Source organism: Acidocella sp., assembly GCF_035535915.1.
Taxonomy (GTDB): Bacteria; Pseudomonadota; Alphaproteobacteria; order Acetobacterales; family Acetobacteraceae; genus Acidocella.
The window spans coordinates 77,196-96,938 of sequence record NZ_DATLPB010000068.1; the positions used below are offsets into that span (position 1 = coordinate 77,196).

A 19,743-nucleotide genomic window follows, 5' to 3' on the forward strand; every position below is an offset into this window, starting at 1 on the left:
ATGATGCAGTCCTTAGCCCAGCCCCTGTCCGCCCCCGCGCCGCACGACCTGAATGAGCTCTATGCGGGATGGATCAAGCGTATCGCGCTGCTGCTGAAGGCGCGGATGCCGTGGGCGGACCTCGATGAGCTGCTGCAATGGGGCGCGCTCGGCATGCTGGAGGCGTTGCAGCGCTTCGACCCCAGCCTCGGCGTCGAGTTCGAGGCGTTCGCGATCCGCCGTGTGCGCGGCACCATGCTCAACGGGCTGCGCCGTGAAGGCATGCGGCGGCGCGGCGAGGCGGTGTTGGATGTGGAAGCCGTGGACAGTGCGGCAGTAAGTGACGGCTCTTCGCCCGAGGACCCCCTGGCGCAATTGCTGCGCTCGGACGACCATGCCTGCCTGGCCGCAGCGTTGCACCAGCTCTCGCAGCTCGAATACCGGGTGCTTGCCCTGCATTACTACAACGAGATGAACAATCGCGAGGTCGCCGCCATCCTCGATATCAGTGAAGGCTACGCTTCGCGAATCCGCAAGCGTGCACTGCAGATTCTGGCCGCGTACATGGCGGGCCAATTGAACGGAGAACCTTTATAATGTCAGCGATCCTAGGCATCGTCGCCGCGTTGGCGATGGTCATTCTGGCGGCTGTATCCGACGGTGATCCGATCTCGTCGCTGTTCAGCGTCACGGCGGTGCTGATCGTGTTTGGCGGCACCGGCGCGGCGGTGACGACGCAATTCGGCTTCAAAGCGGTGCTGACCGCCGGCGCCCGGTTCAAGTGGCTGGTCAAGCCGCCGGCCGTGGATATGCTCGCCTTCATCGAGCAGGTGGCGGCCTGGTCGAACCTCGCCCGCTCGCAGGGCGCGCTGGCGCTGGAGAGCGAACTGGAGGCGGTCGAGGACCCGTTCCAGAAACAGGGGCTGCAGATGATCATCGACAACACCGCCGAGGAGGACATGTTGCCGACGCTCGAGGCCATGGCCGCGAATGCCGCGCGTGAAGACATCGTGGCTTCCGAGGTCTGGGAAGCCGCGGGCGGCTATCTGCCGACCATCGGCGTGATGGGCGCGGTGCTCGGCCTGATTCACGTGATGATGGAACTCGACCATCCGGCCTCGCTCGGCGTAGGCATCGCCACTGCGTTCGTGGCGACGATCTACGGCGTGGGCAGCGCCAATCTCATCGCCTTGCCGCTCGGCGCGCGGCTCGGCATCCTCGCCGAGGCGCGCGAGCGCGAACGGCACCTGATCATCCAGGGGCTGATGCTGCTGAAGCAGGGCAAGTCGGGCATTCTCATCCGCCAGACCATGCAGAACGTGCTCGCGCAGGAGAATAAGAAGAAACCCGAGGAGGTCGAAACCGGCGCGGCGGAAGGCGACGCGCTGGCGGAGGCGGTCTGATCCATGGCCGCGCAGCACAACCCGAAAGTAAAAAAGAAGGCAGGCCACGAACGCTGGCTGGTTAGCTACGCTGACCTGATGACGCTGCTTTTGGCGCTGTTCGTCGTGCTGTATGCGTCCTCGACCCAGAACAAGGTGAAGATCCAGGAGGAAGAGCAAAGCATCATCCATGCCTTCCATGGCACGCCGATCTCGATCCAGTCGCATTCGGGCAACAGCGGCGTATTGCAGCACCAGCCATCGCCGATCCCCAAGCCGGTCGAACATCCCGCGCCGCGGCCGCCGCATGTGCCGCAGGAAATCTCGCGTCAGCTGCAGCAGGAAATGGCGCAGCTGCAGGCGATGCAGCTGCGTCTGCAAAGCGTGCTGCAGCCGCTGATCGGGCAGAAGCAGGTGACGATGTCGGCGCAGCCTCTGACACTGACCATCAGCTTCAGCGCGTCGACATTGTATGACAGCGGCCAGGCCACATTGTCTCCGCCGGCGAAGATTCTGCTCACCAACATCGCGGGCAAGCTGAAAGACCTGCCGGACCAGTTCAGCATGGTCATCCAGGGCTACACCGACAACCAGCCGATCGCCACGCCGCAATTTCCTTCGAACTGGTCGCTTTCGGTCGAGCGCGCGGTCAGCGTGGTCACGTTGTTCGTGGCGCAGGGGATCGACGGCACGCGCCTCTCGGCGCAGGGCTTTGGCGAGTTCGCCCCGTCCGTCAGCAACGCCACAGCGGACGGCCGCGCGCAGAACCGCCGCGTGGTCGTGGTGATCCGCGCCCCCGCGCCGAGTGATACAGCGAATGACGCATCGGGTGGAAAATAGAGAATGACGATCATGGATCACTCATCCTCTCCCCTCGTTTCACGTGCCGCCGGCCTGCGGTCGCGGCGTCGCGTGCTTCGCTTGCCAGCATTATCGCTTTAACCTGACGGAACCGAACCCGTGGCAAAACGCAAACCCCCTCGCAAGGCCAACCAAGGCAGCGGCCTATATAAGCCCAGGCTTTTGGTCGTTGCTGCTGCGCTGTTCTGGGCGGGGCTGAATCAGCCGGGGTCGTTGACGCCAGTGACGTTGCTGTTGTGGGCGTTGAGTGCGGTGACGGTCGGCGTGCTGATGCGCGCGGCGCTCGCCGTGGGCGAACCGCTGGTCAAGCTCGCTTTCGCCATGGTGATGCAGCGGCCCGGCGAAGGCACCGCGGAAGAGCCATGAGCTACGTGATCACCCGCCGTCAGGCCCAGAACGCGGTCCCGGCCGAGTCGGCCGTCGACGTGTTCGCGGAGACGGTCGAACGCCGGGTGAGCGAGGAGATCGCGCGGTTGCGCGTGGCGGCGGAAGCCGAGGGGCAGGCGGCCGGCGAGCAGGCGGGCCATGCGGCGGCGCAGGCGCAGACCGCGTCCCAGGCCGCGCCTGCGATCAAGGCGCTGGAAACGGCCTGGAGTCAGCTCAGCGCGCCGCTGCGCCAGCGCGAGCATGATCTGGCGGCGCTGGTGACGGATCTGGCCTTCCAGCTGGCGCGGCACATTGTCGGCGTCGAGGTGACGACGAATGTCGAAGGCTTGCGCGCGCTGGTGACGCAGCTGCTGCAAGAAGCCGCTTCGGAACGCACGGCGCACCAGCGCATCGTCGTGCGCCTCCACCCCGCCGACCACGCGGTGCTGGCGCCGCTTTTGGTGCTCGAGGATGGCAAACTGATTTCCGACGCCGCGGTCAGCCGCGGCGGCGCGATGGTGGAGCTGAGCGCGCCCGAAGGCGACCCGCTCAACCGCATCGAATGGGATGCCCGCATTGAGGCACGCATCGCCTCCGTGCGCGCCGCTCTGGGGCTGCGCGACGAGGCGGCGGCATGATCGCGCTCGAGGCGATCCGCGCGCTCGCCGCCGAGCGGGCGCGGTTGGCGATGGCGGGGGACACCATCCTGCGCTACGGACGGGTGGTGCGTTCCCAGGGCGATGTGCTGCATGCCAGCGGCATCCGCGCGCCGATCGGCTCGCGCTGCCTGATCGATACCGAGGATGGCATGCCGCTCCCGGCCGAAGTGGTCGGCTTCGATGCGGGCACGCTGCTGATCATGCCCGAGCAGGGCAAGCGCGGCGTGGTGCGCGGCGCGCGCGTGCATGTCGAGAGCCGGGCGCCGACGCCGCTGATGGGGCCGGGGCATCTGGGGCGCGTGATCGACGGGCGCGGCGCGGCGCTGGATGGAAAGAAGCCGCCGGAGGTGACCGACCCCTGGCCGCTGATGGGCGTGTCGGTGAACCCGATGGAACGCGAGCGCATCGAAAAACCGTTCGATGTCGGTGTCAGCGCCATCAACGCGCTGGCGACCATGGGGCGCGGCATGCGCATCGGCCTGTTCGCGGGGTCCGGCGTGGGCAAGACCACGCTGCTCGGCATGATGGCGCGTTATGCCGAGGCGGATGTCGTGGTGGTCGGCATGATCGGCGAGCGCGGCCGCGAGATCCGCGAATTCGTCGAGGATCATGTCGGCAGTGCCAAGGACCGCAGCGTCATCGTCGCCTCGCCGGCCGATGACACGGCGTTAGGCCGCGTCCATGGCGCCTATCTCGCCGCTGCGATCGCGGAATATTGGCGCGACCAGGGCAAGCATGTGCTGCTGGTGGTGGACTCGCTCACGCGCCTGGCGATGGCGTTGCGCGAGATCGGCCTCGCGGTGGGCGAGCCGCCCGCGACCAAGGGCTATCCGCCGTCGGTGTTCGGGGCGCTGGCGGCCTATGTCGAGCGGGCCGGCAACGGCACCAAGACGCAAGGCTCGATCACGGCGATCTATACGGTGCTGGTCGAAGGCGACGATCATGTCGGCGACCCGGTGGGCGACACCGCGCGCTCGGTGCTGGATGGGCACATCGTGCTGTCGCGCGCGCTGGCCGAGGCCGCGTTCTACCCGCCGATCGACATCGTCGCCTCGCTCTCGCGGCCGATGCCGGGCTTGGTCGGGCCGGCGCATTACAAGCTCGCCGCGCGCTTCCGCGCGCTCTGGGCGCGGCGGCAGGAGAAACAGGACATCGTCGATCTCGGCGCCTATGTGGCCGGCCGCGACCCGCTGCTGGACGAGGCGCTGCGCCGCGGCCCGGCGATGGAGGTGGTGCTGCGTCAGGGCACCGAGGCGGTGCCGCTGCCCAAGGCGATCGCCGCCTTGCAGGCGGCCCTGCCGGAGGCCGCTTCATGAAGTTGCGCACCATTGCACGGCTTGACCTGATCGCTGCGACCCGGCACCAAAAGGTGCTGGACGAGATCGAACGGCATAACGCCATGTTGGTATCCGCGGAACAGCAGCGCCAGGTGCTCGACAGTTACCGCACCCGGCTGCGCGAGGGCTGGCAGAACGGCCAGACCGTTATCGCTTCCGAGGCGCAGCGCGCCTCGCATTTTGTCCGCGCGTCCGACAATGCGGAGGCGCAAATTCTACGCACCGAGCAGAACGCGCGCCGCATGCTCGAGGCGGCGTTGCAGAAACTGGCCGACAGCCAGGCTTATCGTAACGGGCTCGACGAGGCCGCGCGCAAGGCGACGCTGGTAGAGGATCGCCTGGCGGCGCAGCGCGCCGAACTGGCGCTGCCCGCGCGCGGGCCCGCGAACAAGGCCGGCGGCTCATGAGCGCGCCAGAAGATGTGCATGATTTCGGTTTTTCCGGCGTATCCGACGCCACTAACGTGCTGAAGGAGACTGCAGATGGATCTAGCGTTCTTTACCAATTTCTCGGCCTCGCTGACGGCGCAGGAGGCGGAGCTTAACACGCTGCAGGAGGAAATTTCCTCCGGCGTCGCGGTGCAGACGCCGGAGCAGAACCCCTCCGCCTTCGAAACGGCGCTGATCGGCAATGACCAGCTCAGCGCGCTGAACGGCGACACCACGTCGCTCGGGGATATTCAGGGTCAGCTTGGCGATGTGAGCAACGGGTACACATCGGTCTTGTCCGAAATCAGCGACGTGCAGCAGCTGGTCTTAGGCGCCCTGAACGGCACGACGAGCAACCAGAACATGCAGTCGTTGGCGACCCAGGTGAGCGCGGCGGAGCAGCAGATGCTCGGGATCGCCAACACCACCGGTTCCAACGGGACGTTCCTGTTCGGGGGCACGCGCGGCACTGTGCAGCCGTTCCAGGAACAGCCGGACGGCAGCGTCGTTTACATGGGCGATGGCGGGCAGAGCCAGGCGGAGATCTCCTCCGATCTCTCGGCCTCGACCATTGCCACGGGTGAGGCGTTCATCAGCGGGCTGCAGGGCGATGGCACCGCCAGCGTGACGGCCGCCTCCACCAATACCGGCACCGGCGTCCTGCTCTCTGATGGGGTGGGCAATCCCACGGCGGCGACGGCTTTCCAGCAAGGCAACGAGCCGATTACCGTGAGCTTCACCACCAGCGGGACCGGCGGGGTGATTTACACCGCGACACAGACCTCATCGGCCGGGGTGACGACGACGCTGGCGACCGGTCCGGCGACATCGGGCACGTCGCTCACGCTCGGTGGCGTGGATTTTCAGCTCACAGGCACCCCGGCCGCCGGCGACAGTTTCACGATTTCGCCGAGCCGACCGCAATCGGTGTTCACCTTGCTGAGCAATATCACGACCACGCTGCAAACGGCCGGCAGCACGCCGGCGGCGGCGGCGATTACCCGGCAGAATCTCAACCAGGATCTCTCCGCTCTTGATCAGTATCAGCAGACGGTGACCACGGCGCAGGCGCAGACCGGTGTGACCCTGCAATCGCTCTCCAAAACGAGCGCGAGCAATGCCACGCAGGAAACCGAGGTGCAGAACAACGTAGACACTACGATCGGCACCAATTTTCCGGCGGCGCTCACCGCTCTGGACCAGAACACGACTGCCGTGGAGGCAGCCATGAAGGCGTTCAGCACGGTGCAGAATCTCAGCCTGTTCAGCGTTATCTAAACGTCAGGAGTACCGTGTGTCCGACGCTATTCTGATCGCCGGCTATTATCGTAGCGGCACATCTGCGCTCTCCGGCATGTTGCAGCGTCTGGGCGTAACGCTCCATAACGACGCCGAGGTGAACGAGCACAATCCCCTCGGGTTCTACGAAATTCCGGAACTGATCGAATGGGATGTCGGGGTGTTCTCACACCTCGGCGTCGATTGGACAGACGTTCGCGGATTGCCGGACGGCTGGTGGGAACGCGCCGATCTGGGGCGTCATTTCACCAAATTGGACGAAATTCTGCGCCGCCGTTTCGGTGCCGAATCGCTGTGGGCGGTCAAGCATCCGCATCTGTGCCGGCTGTTTCCGATGTATGAGCGCGCCGTCACCCAGGCCGGGCACAAGCCGCATGTGATCCATATCTGCCGCGCGCCCTGGGTTGTCGCTTCCAGCCAGCACCGCAAGAACGGGTTGGCGCGTGCCCATGCGTTGCTGCTCTGGGTGGATTATCTGATCAGCGTCGAGCGCCATGCCCGGCATTTGCCGCGCAGCTGGCTCACTTACCAGGATCTGATGGCCGATCCGGTCGGGCAGCTTCGCCGCATCGAGCAGGATCTCGGGCTTGAACTCTGCAATCGCGTGCCAAACGGGCTGAGCGAGGCGCAGGCCTTTCTTTCCGATCAGCTCAACCGCAGCGAACCGACGTCGCAGGAAACGTTGTTCAAGCCGTTGCAGGACCTTACCGTTCGCGTCTGGGACGCGGTGCAGGCGCGGGATTTCGCGCCCGCCACCTGGGAGGCTTTTGCCGCCGATTGCGCCGATCTGGTCGGGTTTCTCGGGGAGCTCGGCACCAGCCGCGGCGTGATTGTGCCCGGGCTCGGCAACAATGGCGCACAGAAGGCGAGCGAGGCGGCGGCGGCGATCGAGGCCGGGCTGCGGCCGGCCGAGCGCACGGACGATGCCGCGAAGACGCGCCTGCTGCGGTTGCGCGATGCAGCGCCGGCGTTGCCGACCGTCAAGGTGCTGGTGGCTGTGCCGCCCGCCCGGGCCCATGCGGTCAACGACACGCTCGAATCCGTGCGCGCCCAATGGCAGGCGCCGGCGCAGGTGAAGATCATCTCCGCCGAGTCCTTGGACATTCCCGGTTATGCCACCGTCGTCGTCCCTGCCGCTCCCGGTGAGCTGACTCGGATCTTGTGCGAGGAGGCCAATGCGGCGGTCGGACAGGCGGATTATGTGGCCATCCTGAGCGCGGGCGATACGCTGGCCGTGGATGCGGTGCTACGCTTCGCGCTGGAAGCCGCGCACGTCCAGGCGGACATGATCTATTGCGACGAGACGGTGCAGGCCGATAAGGGCCCCTGGGTCCGCTTCAAGCCGAATTGGGATGTCACCCGGCTGCGGCAGGCCGCCTATGTGGGCGACTGGGTCTGGTACCGCGCCGACACGCTGAGCCGTCTTGGCGGTTTCGACGCCGCCCAGGCCGGCGCCGAGGAATATGATTATCAGCTGCGCCTGGCTGAGGCGAACGGGCGGGTGGTGCGCCTGCCGGAAACCTTGTTCAGCCGGGCCCCGCTCAGCCGCCGCGACAATATTCCTTCCACCGAATTTGGCCCGCGCGCCGTCGAGATGGTGCGCCGGCATCTGGAGCGCAGCGGCGTTCCAGCCGCGGTCGAGCCGCGCCAACATCTCGGCCTGTTCCGTCATCAGCGCGTGATGGCCGACCCGGGCACCGCCGTGGTGCTGCTCTGCGATGGTGCGGAGATCACCGCTGTCGACCGCTGGATGAATGAATTGCTGAGCGGCGGCGCGCTGACCGGGCCGATCGTGCTGGCGGGCGCGGCGCTGCCGGCCGCGACGGCGCGTTACATCGCCGCCGTGCACGAGCAGGAGGCGACACTCGGCGCCCAGGTGCGGGCGGTGCCGCCGCAGCCCGGTTTCACCACCTCGCTGGCTTTGCAAGCGGCCCTGGCGCTGGTGGCGAGCGAACATGTCGCGATCGTCGATGCGCGGGCCCAGGCGATGGCCCCGCATTGGCTGGCGCCGCTGCGCATCCGTTTGGCGGACCCGTCGGTGGCGCTGGTTGGCGCCCGCTCCCTGGTGCTGGCGGCGGACAAGAAGCATTTCATCCAGCAGGGGCCGATCATCACCGGCGCGGAGGTGCGTCTCGGCGCGGGGCATGATTCCGACGATCCGGGTCCGGGCGGTTGGCTGGCCGTGGATCAGGAGGCGAGCGCCGTGGCGCCTGGCATCGTGCTGGCCCGGCGTTCGGCGCTAGCCGGCTGGTCGATGCCGGCTCTCGGCGGTGACGCGCTGTGGATCGATTTATGCGCCCAATTGCGCCAGGCGGCGCACAAAATCGTCTGGACGCCGGATGTTTCATTCGTCGTTCCGCCGGAGAGCATCAACCCCGACCCGGCCTGCGCGTACCGCCAGGGCAGCCCGGCGGCGGCGGCTTTGCCGTGGAGCGATTTCTACCACCACCCGGCTTTGTCGCTGCGCGAGGATCTGTTGCGGCCGGAGGTTCGGCTCGGCCTGCAGCGCGGCGCGCCGGTCGATCCGCAGAGCCTGCTGCTCAGCGGTCCGGTCGATACCGGTATGGCCTTGCTGAACGCCGCCCGCGCCCTGCGCACGGAAGGGGTTATGGAGGCGAGCTGGGTGCCGGAAGTGTCGCTCGCAGCCGAGATCGGCCGGCGCGCGCCGACGGCCTGGGTGCGGTTGAACCCGGAAGATGCGGCCCCGGAGGGTATGAATTACACCGCCTTGTTCACCGTGGCGCCGAAGCCGGAGCAGAGCGCCGTGCTTGCGGCGGCGCAACATCTCATCGCCACCTCGCCGGCGCTCGTGCAGAAAATAAGGGCATTGCTGCCGCCGGACCGGGACGTGAAGCTGTGGCGCCCGGCCCTGTCACGGCCCATTTGGCAGGACATGCAAAGGGGGGCCGGACTCAACACCATGCCGCGCGTCCTGTGGATCGACGAGGGCATTGCGCCGGCCTGGGTGTCGGAGCTGATGAACGAGACGGCGGCGAAAGTCACCTGGATCGTGGTGGAGCGGGCGGAGAAACAATATGGAGGCGCCATCACCAGGCTGCGCCCGCCGGGGGATGAAACGAGCTGGGCGCGGGAACTCTGCGGGCTGGCTCCGCATGTGCTGTTCCGCCCGGTCGAGGCCAGGGTGGAGGCCGATTGTTATACGACGCTCCTGGCTGCCGCCGCCGGCTGCCATCTGATGGTGGACCAGAGGCTGGACGTACCGGAGAGTCTGGACGCGGCCCGGATACCCAACTCCTTCGCCGCCTGGCGCCAGGCCTTGCTGCATGCGGCAACCGATGGGCTGGCCATCACGCTGGAGCGCGGTAAGGCGAGCCGGACGGCGGCCCTTGCGTTGCCGTCCATTGAGGAGCTTCCGCCACCCTGGCTGGATGCGTCGTCTGAAACCCGGGTGGAGCAAGCCGCGGAATGAGGCGCTTGGGCGCGCTTGTGGCGACGGGCCTCGCCGTCCTGCCGGTCGTCGCCTGGGCGGCACCCGAAAACCCGCAAACGGTTGCCGCGGCGATCCGCCAGGCGATTGCGCCGGCTTTGTCCAGCGGTTCCTCGGTCACCCTCGGGCCGGTGACCGGCGCGCAATATATGCAGGCTTGCACCGGCAATCTCAGCGTGTCCATCACCGGAACCGAGCCTTACGAGCAGGCAGAGGTACGCTGTCCGGCGCCGAATTGGACGTTGTATGTCAGCGTCACCGTCGTGGCGACGGAGGAGGTCGAGGTGGCGGCCCGGCCGATCGCCGCCGGGCAGGCGCTGAGCCCAGGCGATGTGACGCTGCGTCGCGAGCCGGTGGCGTTGTTTGCCGGCCGCGAAGTCTATCATGACGCCGCCTCGCTGCTCGGCACCACGGCGCTGATGAGCTTGAATCCAGGGGCGATTCTGACCAATGGCAGCATCGAGGAGCCGGTGGTGGTGCAGGCGGGGCAGACCGTCACGGTTCACGTGCGAAACGGCGGCTTGGTGATCACATTGAACGCGGTCGCGCAGCAGACCGGGCGGATCGGCCAGACGATTCTCATGATTAACCCCGCCAGCGGACAGCATTTTTCCGCTCTTGTCACGGCGGCCGGGCCGGTTGTGAATCTGAACTAACAACTTCGACGCGAATTTTTTTAAGAAAACTTGTGTAAAGCAGGAAAACTTCTGGTTGCACGAATGAATATAGGGAGTAACGGCAACCACAAACCAGGAGTTTTTCCATGTCGGCCGTCGGTTCAATCCTCACCAACCAGGGCGCTCTCGACGCTCTGCAGTCGATCAACACCACCTCGAGCCTGAACAACACGCTCGAAAACGAGCTGTCGACGGGTCTTGCGATCACCTCCCCCGCCAGCAATCCGGCGGGCTTCATCACCGCGCAGGGCTTTACCTCCCAGCTGAACGGCCTGACCCAGGCGGTTTCCAACGCCAACCAGGGCGTCTCCCTGCTGCAGACCGCGCAGGGCGCGTTGCAGCAGCAGATCGGCATCGTGCAGCAGCTGAACTCGATCTCCGTGCAGGCTGCCAACGGCACCGAGACCTCGCAGGAAGCGACCTCGCTGCAGAACGTCGTGTCCCAGCTCACCGGCCAGGTCAATGCGATCTCGTCGCAGACCCAGTTCAACAACGTCAGCCTGCTCAACGGCACCTTCAACAATGTGCAGTTCCAGGTCGGCGCCAATGAAGGCCAGACCGTGAGCCTGAGCATCGGCAACACCTCTGCTTCGTCTCTGGGCGCGTTCCAGACCGCCGCCGTGGCGTCGAAACAGAACGCCGCTGAAACTGCCTCCGCGGCTGCCAAGGGTTCGGGCGGCGCTGCCTCGGCCTTCCGCATCACCGTTGGCGGCAACTCCCTCGGTTCCGTGACGCCGACCAGCACGCTGGAAAGCGCTGCCGGCCTGGCCGCGCAGGTGAATTCGCTGGATGGCGCCAAGGGCGTGACGGCTTCGGCCAGCAACGTCGTCAACCTCGGCAAGTTCACCGCCGGCACCGGCCAGGTGACCCTGACGCTCGCCGCCAGCGGCAGCGGCAAGACCATCGGCACCGGCGTCCAGGCGACCGGCTCCAGCCTGACCTCGCTGATCGCCAACATCAACAAGGGCACGTCCGAGACCGGCATTTCGGCCGCGCAGAACAGCTCGGGCTCGCTGATCCTGACGCAGGGCAACGCCAACAACATTCAGGTGAGCGGCTTCTCGACGTCGGGTACCGCGACGGTGGCCTCCGTTGCGGGCGCCACGGGCACCGGCTCCACCGGCCAGGTGATCACCGTTCAGGGCAGCGTGCAGCTGGCTGGCGGCAGCCAGATCTCCGTTACCAACAGCACCGGCACGGCCGCTCCGGCCGCGCTGGTCGGCGCGACCAGCACGTTCTTCTCGCTGGCTGACGTCAACGTTTCCACCGTCAACGGCACGCCGTCTGGCACCACCGGTGTCGACCTCAACACCCAGGGCGGTGCGAACCAGGCGATCTCCGTCGTCAACTTCGCGCTGCAGTCGCTGAACAACACCGGCGGCCAGCTCGGTGCGGTGCAGCAGGGCCTCGCGGCGAACATCAACAACCTCGACACCACCAGCGAGAACGTGACCACCGCGCTGGGCGTGGTGCAGGACGCCAACCTGCCGCAGGTCGCCAACCAGCTGACCCAGGCGCAGATCCAGGCGCAGGCCGGTGTGGCGGCGCTGAAGAGCTCCACCACGCTGCAGCAGTCCTTCCTCTCGCTGCTGCCGTAATCTCTTGCGACCCCGGCCGGAGCGAAAGCTCCGGCCGGACTTACCTTGCTTTGAACAGATGATAGAGGGTTGAGAAGATGAGCGGCTCAATTTCGGGTCTTGGTTCCAGTCAGATCACCAGTGAACTCAACACGATCGAGCAGCGGCTTCAGGCGCCGATCACAGAGCTTCAGGATCAGGCCGCGACCGATAAGGCGGAGATCTCCTCCTGGGGCACGATCCAAGGCGCGATCTCGACGCTTTCTTCCTCGCTGTCGGGCATCGAAGATGTCTCGACCATCAACACCCGCACAGCCACGGGCGGCGGCGGCTTTTTTACCGCCACGGCTGGCAGCGCCGCGCAGACCGGCACCTTTAATGTAAACGTCAAATCCCTGGCCTCGGTGCAGGAAATCTTTTCCAGCACGGCGGCGACAAGCTCCGCCTCTGCCGCCGCGACAATCGGTGCAGGCAGCGGCTCGCTCACTTTCACCTTGAAAGGCGGCAAGACCGAGACCGTGCAGGTCGGTTCCGGCAGCATGACCCTGAACGGCATCGCCGCGGCCATCAATAAAGTGGCCGGCGGCGTGAAGGCCGGCGTGGTGAGCACCGCGAATGGTGCGGAGCTGACGCTGCAGAGCAGCGCCACCGGCTCGTCCCAGGCGTTCAGCGTCAACGGCACCGGCACGCTCGCGAAGTTCGATTTTTCCAGCGGCAGCAGCCCGAGCGCGAACGCGCCGATGCAGCTCGCGCAGAAGGCCGGCAATGCCGCCCTCACGATCAACGGCGTGCCGATCACCAGTACCAGCAACGATATCAGCAGCGCGTTGACCGGCGTGTCTTTGAACCTGACCGCCACAGGCACCAGCACGCTGACCATCGGCTCCTCGACCAACAGCGTTTCGAGCGCGGTCAATAAGGTCGCGACCGATCTGAACGCGGCGATTTCCACCATTGCCAAACAGACCCTGTTTGTGAGCGCGTCGTCGGCATCGGCGTCCGCCTCGGCCAGCTCCGGGAAAAAATCCGGCGCGCTGGCGGGCAATATCAACGCTGAAAACATCTCCAATCAGTTGCTCTCCGCCGTTTCCGGCGCCGCGGCCAGCGGCATGACGTCGAATTTGATCGGGCTGACCGTGAGCAGCAAGGGCGCCGTGGCGCTGAACGCCACCACCTTCGCGTCGGCCTTCGCGAAGAATCCGACGGCGGTGACGAAACTGCTCGGCCAGATCGAGACCTCCTTGAGCACGGTGACGAAGCAGGCGCTCGGCAGCTCAACCAGCACCAGCGCCGGCACCAGCGTTTCGGCGGGCGAAGGCATTATCACGGCGCAAACCAACGCGTTGCAGAACACGGTCACGTCCGTCAACAGCGAAATTTCGCAGATGGAGAAGACCGACACCACGCAGCTGGACACCATTGCTGCGGCCTTTACCGCCGCGGAATCGGCCGCGACCAATGCTTCGATCACGTCACTGTTCCTCGACAGCTTCCTCGGCACCAGTTCGACCTCGAGCACCTCAGGCGGCTAATCCGTGATGATGATCGATACGGTCGCGGGCTACCGCGCAACGTTGTTCGACGGCGAAGCCGAACTGGCCTGGCTGCGCCAGGGCTGGCGCGCCCTGCGGCTTTACGGCCGCAAGGCCAAGTCGGCTATGCTCGCAGGCGACATGGCGCTGAAGGGGCAGATGGTAACCCGCGCCGACCAACTGCTGGTGCTGATGACCGGGATCCTCGATACCGCCCCCGGCACCACGCTTGGTCCCAGGCTGATGACGATCTACGGCGTGCTGCAAACCACTTTGCTGCGTGCCAATCTGCAGAACGACACGGCGGCTTTGGACGAATTCGACCAGGCCATTGAAAATTTGGTTCGGGATATGCTTGAAATACCTGAACCCAGGAGCGCTTCATGACTAGCAGCATCAATGCCCTTGGCCAAAGCCAGGTCGCGCCGGAAATTGCCGGACAGGACGACGCTGTCGCCGTTGCGCGCACCGGTGCGGCCGCCGAGACCGCGGCGAGCGAAAGTTCCGGAGAGGCCGTGACCTTGAGCGCCGATGCTCAGACCACGACCCAGCTGCTCGACGCGGCGCGGAATTCCAGTGGCGTGAACGAACAGGCCGTGGCGCAGTTGCGGGCCGCGGTCCAGAACGGTACTTACAGCGTGCCGCCAGACACGCTGGCCCGTTCGATCCGCAGCGCTATGAAGGAATCCGCCCCATGAATGAAGACTCCGCTCCCTCGGCCGACTGTGACGCCGTTGCCGCCGTGCTCCATCAGGGGCTGGAGCGGGTTGCGGATCTGAACGCTAAGCTGCAGGGGCTGGACGATCTGATGCTGTCAGGCCGCCCGCGAGAGATCGCTGCGGCGGCGAACGAGGTGGAGGCCGCACTCGCGGCTTCGGCGCCCACCTTTTCCGAGATTCTCGAGACCATGAAGCGGCTTGGCACCGCCGATCTGCGCAGTGCCGCGGATTACCTGCGCGATGCCGAACAGGACGCCGCCGCTGACCTGGCCGAGTCGCTGCGCCAGGCACTCAAGCGGTCCGCAATCCGCTCGGTGAAAGCCGGCCGGCGAGCCGCCTCTTTGCATAGTGGGCTGAGCTCCGCATTGCGCAGCATGAAGGCGCTCGGCGTCGAAGAAAGCGGACGACTGATCGCCGAAGCCTGAGCATAGGAAGTGGCCGCTTTTTGAAAAAAGCGGCGCAAAAACTTTGGGGCTGGCATAGACTGGCATAGATAAGCATACTTTTTGCCATTGTTCCGATCCCGAGCGTCTGCGTATTTTCCCTGTTCCGTCAAGGGGTTTACCCGGCTTCGCCGGCGCTTCGCGCCCTTGACGGAACAGGAAAAATACGCCGAAAATGCAATGATCGGAAAAATGCCGATCTCTCAATGCCATACCTAAACGGCACTGGCGTTATCTATGCCGGCCCCAAAACTTTTGTTATTCTGGGCCTGAGGCGCCGCAACGGGACGGGTTAAACAAAGTTCCCGTCACGCGGCCTTCTCGCACCAGCTTTGCCACATCGTGCGATAGGCCGCCTCAAGGTTCCGGGTGAAAACATAACCGTCGCATAACGGCGAAGCCGCCATCCGCCGGCGCAGCGTACGCTGCAGTTCGGCGAGGCGGGGGCGGTCCGTGGCGAGATCGGTGGCGATCCGCACATAGTCATCCGCCGAGGACGCCACCAGTTCGGGCAGGCCGATGGCGCGCAGGAAGCCCTGAGTTTGGCGTGACACCGCCCGGCTGCCCGGCAACGTCACCACCGGCACGTTCATCCAGAGCGCCTCGCAGCTTGTCAGGCCGCCCGAGAACGGAAACGGATCGAGCGCGATGTCCATATCGCCATATTCGGACAGCATTTCGTGGTGTGGGGAGGCCGGGCGCATTGTCAGCCGTTCCGGGCCGATGCCGTGCGAAGCGAAACTGTCGAACAGGCTCTGGCGCACCGCGCCATCGGCCAGAGACGCCCATTTGAGCAAGAGCCGCGCGGTTGGCGCTTGCTGGAGCACGCGTGCCCAGAGCTGGATGACGTCCGGACCGATCTTCGAGAGGTTATTGAAGCTGCCGAAGGTTACATACCCGTTTTTAAGGTATGCAGGTGTGGTTGCCGGTGTCGGCGTGTAATAAGGCGGGGCATAGCAGAACCGGCTGTCCGGCAGGCGAAACACGGTTTCGCTGTAATGGCTCTCATCCCCTTCGGGGATGGTCGTCACGTCGGACAGAATATAGTCGATCGTGGGCAATCCGGTGGTGCCCCAGAAGCCCAGCCAGCTTAGCTGCACCGGCGCCGGTTTCAGCGCGAACACGCCCAGCCGGCTGTCGGAGGTGTGGCCGGAGAGGTCGACCAATATGTCGATGCCATCCGCCGCCACCAGGGATGCGAACGCCTGGTCGGACATTCCCACCACGCTTCGCCATTGCGCGCAGAGCGCCCGCAATTGCTGCGTCACCCAATCATTCTGCGTGTGGTTGTTGTAGGCGTAGATTTCGATCGCAGCAGGGTCATGATTGGCCAGGACCGGGGCCAGAAAAAACCCCACCGGATGCTGCTTGAAATCACCTGAGACATAACCGACGCGCAAGCGGCGGGCGGGGTCGGGCAGATTCGTGAAACGCGTGTTCGCCGTCACGGCGAGCTGCGTCGCGAAGCGCTGGGCCGCTGCGAAAATTTCCGCTTCGCTCACCGTCGCTTGATAATGCATGTTCAGGATCAGCCCGGTGTGCACGGGCTGCGCTCCGGGTGCGAGGCGGATTCCGTGCTCCAGGGCCACTGCGGCTTCGTCCAGCCGGCCCAGCGCCTGCAGCGCCATCCCGAGATTGACATGGGCCTCCGGCATGTCCGGTTGCAGGCGCAGCGCCGCCTCGCATGTCGCCACGGATTCCTGGAGGCGCTGCATCGCGCGCAGCGCCGCGGCCAGATTGACATAGGCCGCGATGAAATCCGGCTTGATGGCGAGCGCCCGGTTGAAGAGCGCCACCGCCTCGTCGGGCCGGTTGAGCGTGAGCAGCGTATTGCCGAGATTGGACAGCGCATTGAGGAAATCCGGCTGGAGTTTCAGCGCGGCCTCGTAATGGCTGATCGCCTTCTCGGGATTGCCTTGCTCCTGGAGCAGCTTGGCGAGATTGAAATGCGGCTCGGCGCTGTCAGAATTCAGCGCAATCGCCGCGCGGTAGCACGAGGCGGCCTCATCCATCCGCTCGAGCTTGGTGAGGGTCGCGCCGAGATTATTGAGCGCGTTCACATGCGTGGGGGCGATGTCCAGAACCCGGCGGTAGGCGGTGACGGCTTCTTCGTGCCGCTCCAACGTGCCGAGGGTGATGGCCAGATTATACAGGGCATCCAGATAATCGGGCTGGCGCGCGATCGCCTGGCGAAAGGCTTCGGCCGCATCTTCGTGCCGCCCGGCCGCTCCGAGGCTTACGCCCAGATTGTAGCGATAGGTCGGGCTCGCCGCGTCGAGGGCGATCGCCTGGCCGATCAGGCCGATCGCCGTTTCGGCGTTGCCTTGCTTCAACGTGACCGCGCCCAGCAGATTCAGGCTGTCGACGTGGCGGGGATTGGTCGCCAGAACCTGGCCATAGAGCCGTGCCGCCTCATCCAACTGCCCCGCCTGATGCGCCTGGAAGGCGGCGGCAAAGAGGTCTGTATCCTTTGCGGCATGCGCCGGGGTGGTTCCCGAGCGTTTCAGCTTCGCTTCCGTCCGACGGTCTTTGCGATTCAATCTCTTACGCCTTCAGTCCGAGTCAAAGATAACGGAATGCTACCGGAGCGTGCGTTGCAAGTCATCTGGCGCGCGGGAGGTTGACAAGAACTTTGGCCAAGCCAAGTCTTGACCTGGACGGTAGAAAACAAACTGCCCGGTGCCGCTCATTCCCACGATAAGATGGGATTTCCCGCCCGTTCCGGAGCGCAACGCCGGCAGCTGGATGATCCAGGGGAGTGAAAATGAACGTCTATGGCGGCGACGTCTTCGACATGGCCCGGCGGCAATTCAACATCATCGCCGACCATATCGGTATGCGCGAAGATGAGCGTGACCGCATGCTCTACCCGAAGCGGGCGGTCACGGTCTCGGTGCCGATCCATCGCGATGACGGCAGCACGGCGGTGTTCCAGGGCTACCGCGTGCAACATCATCTCACGCTCGGCCCCACCAAAGGGGGAACGCGCTTCTCCCGCGCGGTCGATCTCGGCGAGGTTGCCGCATTGGCGATCTGGATGAGCTGGAAATGCGCCCTGGTCGGCCTGCCTTATGGCGGCGCCAAAGGCGGCGTGACGGTCGACCCCTTGGCCCTGTCGCCGCGCGAACTCGAGGCGCTGTCGCGCCGCTACATGCAGGAAATGATCCCCTTTGTCGGCCCGCATACCGACGTGATGGCGCCCGATATGGGCACCAACGAGCAGGTGATGGCATGGTTCATGGACACCTATTCCGCCTATCAGGGCAAGACCGTGACCGAGATCGTCACCGGCAAGCCGGTCGCTTCGGGCGGCACGGTGGGGCGGCGGGAGGCGACCGGGCGCGGCGTGGTGCACCTGATATCGCGCGCCGCCGAGGCGATTCATCTCAACCTGTCCGGGGCCACGGCCATCGTGCAGGGGTTCGGCAATGTCGGCGCCGTCACTGCACAGGAATTGACGCGGCGCGGCGTCAAAATCATCGGGGTGAGCGACCATACCGGCTGCCTGTTCGACCGGCGCGGTTTGCCGGTAGCGGAGATGGAGCGCCATGCCGCCGCGCATCGCGGCCTCGCGGGGTTCTCCAACGAGGCGGCGGCCGATCCCGCGACCCTGCTGACCCAGCCCTGCGACATTCTGGTGCCGGCGGCGCTGGAGCGGGTGATCGATGACAGCGTGGCGCGCAATCTGCGCTGCCGGATCCTGGCCGAAGGGGCGAATGGCCCAACCACACCCGAGGCCGACGCGGTGCTGCGCGAGCGCGGCGACATTTACGTGCTGCCCGACCTGCTATGCAATTCCGGGGGCGTGATCGTCAGCTATTTCGAATGGGTGCAGGACCTGCAACAGCTGTTCTGGGAAGAAAACGAAGTGAACCAGCGCCTCACGCAGCTGCTCGACCGCGCCTTCCAGCAGGTGAGCGCGCGGGCCGCGCGGGAGCGGGTGGGCAACCGCATCGCGGCGATGGCGATCGGCGTGGAGAAAGTGTTCGCCGCGAAGCAATTGCGCGGACTGTTTCCCTGAGCGCTCGTCCCGGTCAGGGCTGTGTGCAGCCATGCCCGTTTTTTGTCGCGTTGAGCAGGCTGTCGAGGTCGCTGCACGCGCCATTGGAATCTTTCGGCTTGGGGGCCGAAGCCGGGGGCAGGACCGGCAGCGGCACGTAACCGTCGGGCTGGCTTTGCGCCGGCGCCACCGGGGGGCTCGCGGGTGGTGCCGGCGGCAAGGCCATGGTCGGCGCGCCGCTTTGCGGCTTTGCGGCCGCCGGTGGGTTGCCCGCGGGCTGATTGGGCTGCGGCAGGGATTGAGCGGCCGGCGCCGGCGCCGGAGGCGGCTTGGCCGATGGGGCGATGCCGAAAGCGCTGGGCGCCGGGCCGGATTGGGTGGCAGGGAGCGGCAATACCACCCCGGCGCCGACCCATTGCGCGCCATGGGTCGTAGAACTCTGGACCTGCAGATAGCCTGCGCCATGGGTCTGCGTTGTCGCGCCCAGCGGGTAGAACGAGAGAACCTGCATGACCGTTCCAGGCGGCAGCGTGACGCAGCCGGCCTGGACCGCGGCGATCTGCGTGCCGGCGACGGTTGCATTGGCATTGGCCCCGGTGGCCAGGCCTGCTTGATTGTACAGGGCGCTCAGCACGCCGATGCTAGGGCACGCCAGGGCGCCGCCCGGCCGGTGCGGGTCGATCTGGCCGAGCTGGCCGGGTGCGACGAACTGGGAGGCCTGAAAGCGCTGATCGGCGGCAGTTTGGGCGTGTGCCGCGCCGCAAAAGGCGGCAGCCACAAGGCACGGGGCGGCGAAAGTGAATCCTGGAAACCGTGTCACGGCAGTCTCCTTGCGATATTATTCTTGGGCGTAGACTCCCATATTTCGGCGGCGGGGCAAAGCGGCAAAGACGTAAGTAAGGAAGGCTACTTTTTGTGAACAAAAAGTAGCAAAAAAACTTTGTTTACTCTGGGCTATGGGCGTTGTCGCTGACACAGCCCATGGCCCAGCATAAATAAAAGTTTTTGCGCCGCTTTTTTCAAAAAGCGGCCACTT

The 19,743-nt window shown here is 65.5% G+C and carries 19 protein-coding genes; 16 read left to right on the forward strand and 3 right to left on the reverse strand.

Annotation, left to right across the window (positions count from 1 at the left end; all coding sequences use genetic code 11):
- The 15 genes from VNC39_RS08480 to VNC39_RS08550 all read left to right on the forward strand — a co-directional run bounded on the left by VNC39_RS08480 (window position 1) and on the right by VNC39_RS08550 (window position 14,689).
- On the forward strand, window positions 1–576 hold the full coding sequence (locus VNC39_RS08480; protein ID WP_325398131.1) for a sigma-70 family RNA polymerase sigma factor: 576 nt from the start codon (window positions 1–3) through the stop codon (window positions 574–576).
- Window positions 576–1,382 carry a motility protein A gene (locus tag VNC39_RS08485; protein WP_325398133.1) on the forward strand — a complete coding sequence of 269 codons (807 nt, stop codon included), beginning with the start codon at window positions 576–578 and terminating at the stop codon, window positions 1,380–1,382. Before VNC39_RS08480 ends, VNC39_RS08485 begins: the two co-directional genes overlap by 1 nt.
- 3 nt (window positions 1,383–1,385) lie before the next feature.
- On the forward strand, window positions 1,386–2,201 hold the full coding sequence (locus VNC39_RS08490; protein WP_325398135.1) for a flagellar motor protein MotB: 816 nt from the start codon (window positions 1,386–1,388) through the stop codon (window positions 2,199–2,201).
- Window positions 2,202–2,321: 120 nt separating this feature from the next.
- On the forward strand, window positions 2,322–2,588 hold the full coding sequence (locus tag VNC39_RS08495) for a hypothetical protein (RefSeq protein WP_325398137.1): 267 nt from the start codon (window positions 2,322–2,324) through the stop codon (window positions 2,586–2,588).
- The gene (locus tag VNC39_RS08500; RefSeq protein ID WP_325398139.1) at window positions 2,585–3,226 is read left to right on the forward strand and encodes a FliH/SctL family protein; all 642 of its coding nucleotides are present in this window, start codon (window positions 2,585–2,587) and stop codon (window positions 3,224–3,226) included. The genes VNC39_RS08495 and VNC39_RS08500 overlap by 4 nt, the downstream gene beginning before the upstream one ends.
- Entirely contained in the window at window positions 3,223–4,563 is a 1,341-nt protein-coding gene (locus VNC39_RS08505) for a FliI/YscN family ATPase (protein ID WP_325398141.1), read from the forward strand. The genes VNC39_RS08500 and VNC39_RS08505 overlap by 4 nt, the downstream gene beginning before the upstream one ends.
- Complete coding sequence (locus tag VNC39_RS08510) at window positions 4,560–4,991, forward strand: hypothetical protein (protein WP_325398143.1); 432 nt, start codon at window positions 4,560–4,562, stop codon at window positions 4,989–4,991. Before VNC39_RS08505 ends, VNC39_RS08510 begins: the two co-directional genes overlap by 4 nt.
- A 75-nt stretch (window positions 4,992–5,066) precedes the next feature.
- A complete protein-coding gene (gene flgL, locus VNC39_RS08515; RefSeq protein WP_325398145.1) occupies window positions 5,067–6,290 on the forward strand; it encodes a flagellar hook-associated protein FlgL in 1,224 nt (407 codons plus the stop codon).
- A gap of 16 nt (window positions 6,291–6,306) precedes the next feature.
- Complete coding sequence (locus tag VNC39_RS08520) at window positions 6,307–9,741, forward strand: hypothetical protein (RefSeq protein WP_325398147.1); 3,435 nt, start codon at window positions 6,307–6,309, stop codon at window positions 9,739–9,741.
- A complete protein-coding gene (flgA, locus tag VNC39_RS08525) occupies window positions 9,738–10,415 on the forward strand; it encodes a flagellar basal body P-ring formation chaperone FlgA (protein WP_325398149.1) in 678 nt (225 codons plus the stop codon). The genes VNC39_RS08520 and flgA overlap by 4 nt, the downstream gene beginning before the upstream one ends.
- 107 nt (window positions 10,416–10,522) lie before the next feature.
- Window positions 10,523–12,034: a flagellin gene (locus VNC39_RS08530; RefSeq protein WP_325398151.1), complete on the forward strand. Its 1,512-nt coding sequence runs from the start codon at window positions 10,523–10,525 to the stop codon at window positions 12,032–12,034.
- Between the two features lie 77 nt (window positions 12,035–12,111).
- Window positions 12,112–13,545, forward strand: a complete 1,434-nt coding sequence (gene fliD, locus VNC39_RS08535) for a flagellar filament capping protein FliD (RefSeq protein WP_325398153.1) — start codon at window positions 12,112–12,114, stop codon at window positions 13,543–13,545.
- Between the two features lie 6 nt (window positions 13,546–13,551).
- A complete protein-coding gene (locus tag VNC39_RS08540) occupies window positions 13,552–13,932 on the forward strand; it encodes a flagellar protein FliS (protein ID WP_325398172.1) in 381 nt (126 codons plus the stop codon).
- Window positions 13,929–14,243 (forward strand): flagellar biosynthesis anti-sigma factor FlgM, encoded by a 315-nt coding sequence (flgM, locus tag VNC39_RS08545; protein ID WP_325398155.1) that lies wholly within the window; start codon window positions 13,929–13,931, stop codon window positions 14,241–14,243. The genes VNC39_RS08540 and flgM overlap by 4 nt, the downstream gene beginning before the upstream one ends.
- Window positions 14,240–14,689: a hypothetical protein gene (locus VNC39_RS08550; protein ID WP_325398157.1), complete on the forward strand. Its 450-nt coding sequence runs from the start codon at window positions 14,240–14,242 to the stop codon at window positions 14,687–14,689. The genes flgM and VNC39_RS08550 overlap by 4 nt, the downstream gene beginning before the upstream one ends.
- 326 nt (window positions 14,690–15,015) lie before the next feature.
- Here VNC39_RS08550 and VNC39_RS08555 read toward each other — a convergent pair whose 3' ends face one another.
- Window positions 15,016–17,247 carry a tetratricopeptide repeat protein gene (locus VNC39_RS08555; RefSeq protein WP_325398159.1) on the reverse strand — a complete coding sequence of 744 codons (2,232 nt, stop codon included), beginning with the start codon at window positions 17,245–17,247 and terminating at the stop codon, window positions 15,016–15,018.
- Window positions 17,248–17,471: 224 nt separating this feature from the next.
- On the opposite strand from VNC39_RS08555, the gene VNC39_RS08560 reads away from it, so the two are divergent.
- On the forward strand, window positions 17,472–18,728 hold the full coding sequence (locus VNC39_RS08560) for a Glu/Leu/Phe/Val family dehydrogenase (RefSeq protein ID WP_325398160.1): 1,257 nt from the start codon (window positions 17,472–17,474) through the stop codon (window positions 18,726–18,728).
- 13 nt (window positions 18,729–18,741) lie between these two features.
- On the opposite strand, the gene VNC39_RS08565 is transcribed toward VNC39_RS08560, so the two are convergent.
- The gene (locus tag VNC39_RS08565) at window positions 18,742–19,527 is read right to left on the reverse strand and encodes a hypothetical protein (protein ID WP_325398162.1); all 786 of its coding nucleotides are present in this window, start codon (window positions 19,525–19,527) and stop codon (window positions 18,742–18,744) included.
- Window positions 19,528–19,545: 18 nt separating this feature from the next.
- Window positions 19,546–19,743 (reverse strand): hypothetical protein (locus VNC39_RS08570; protein ID WP_325398164.1); only part of this gene is annotated, 198 nt, incomplete at its 5' end.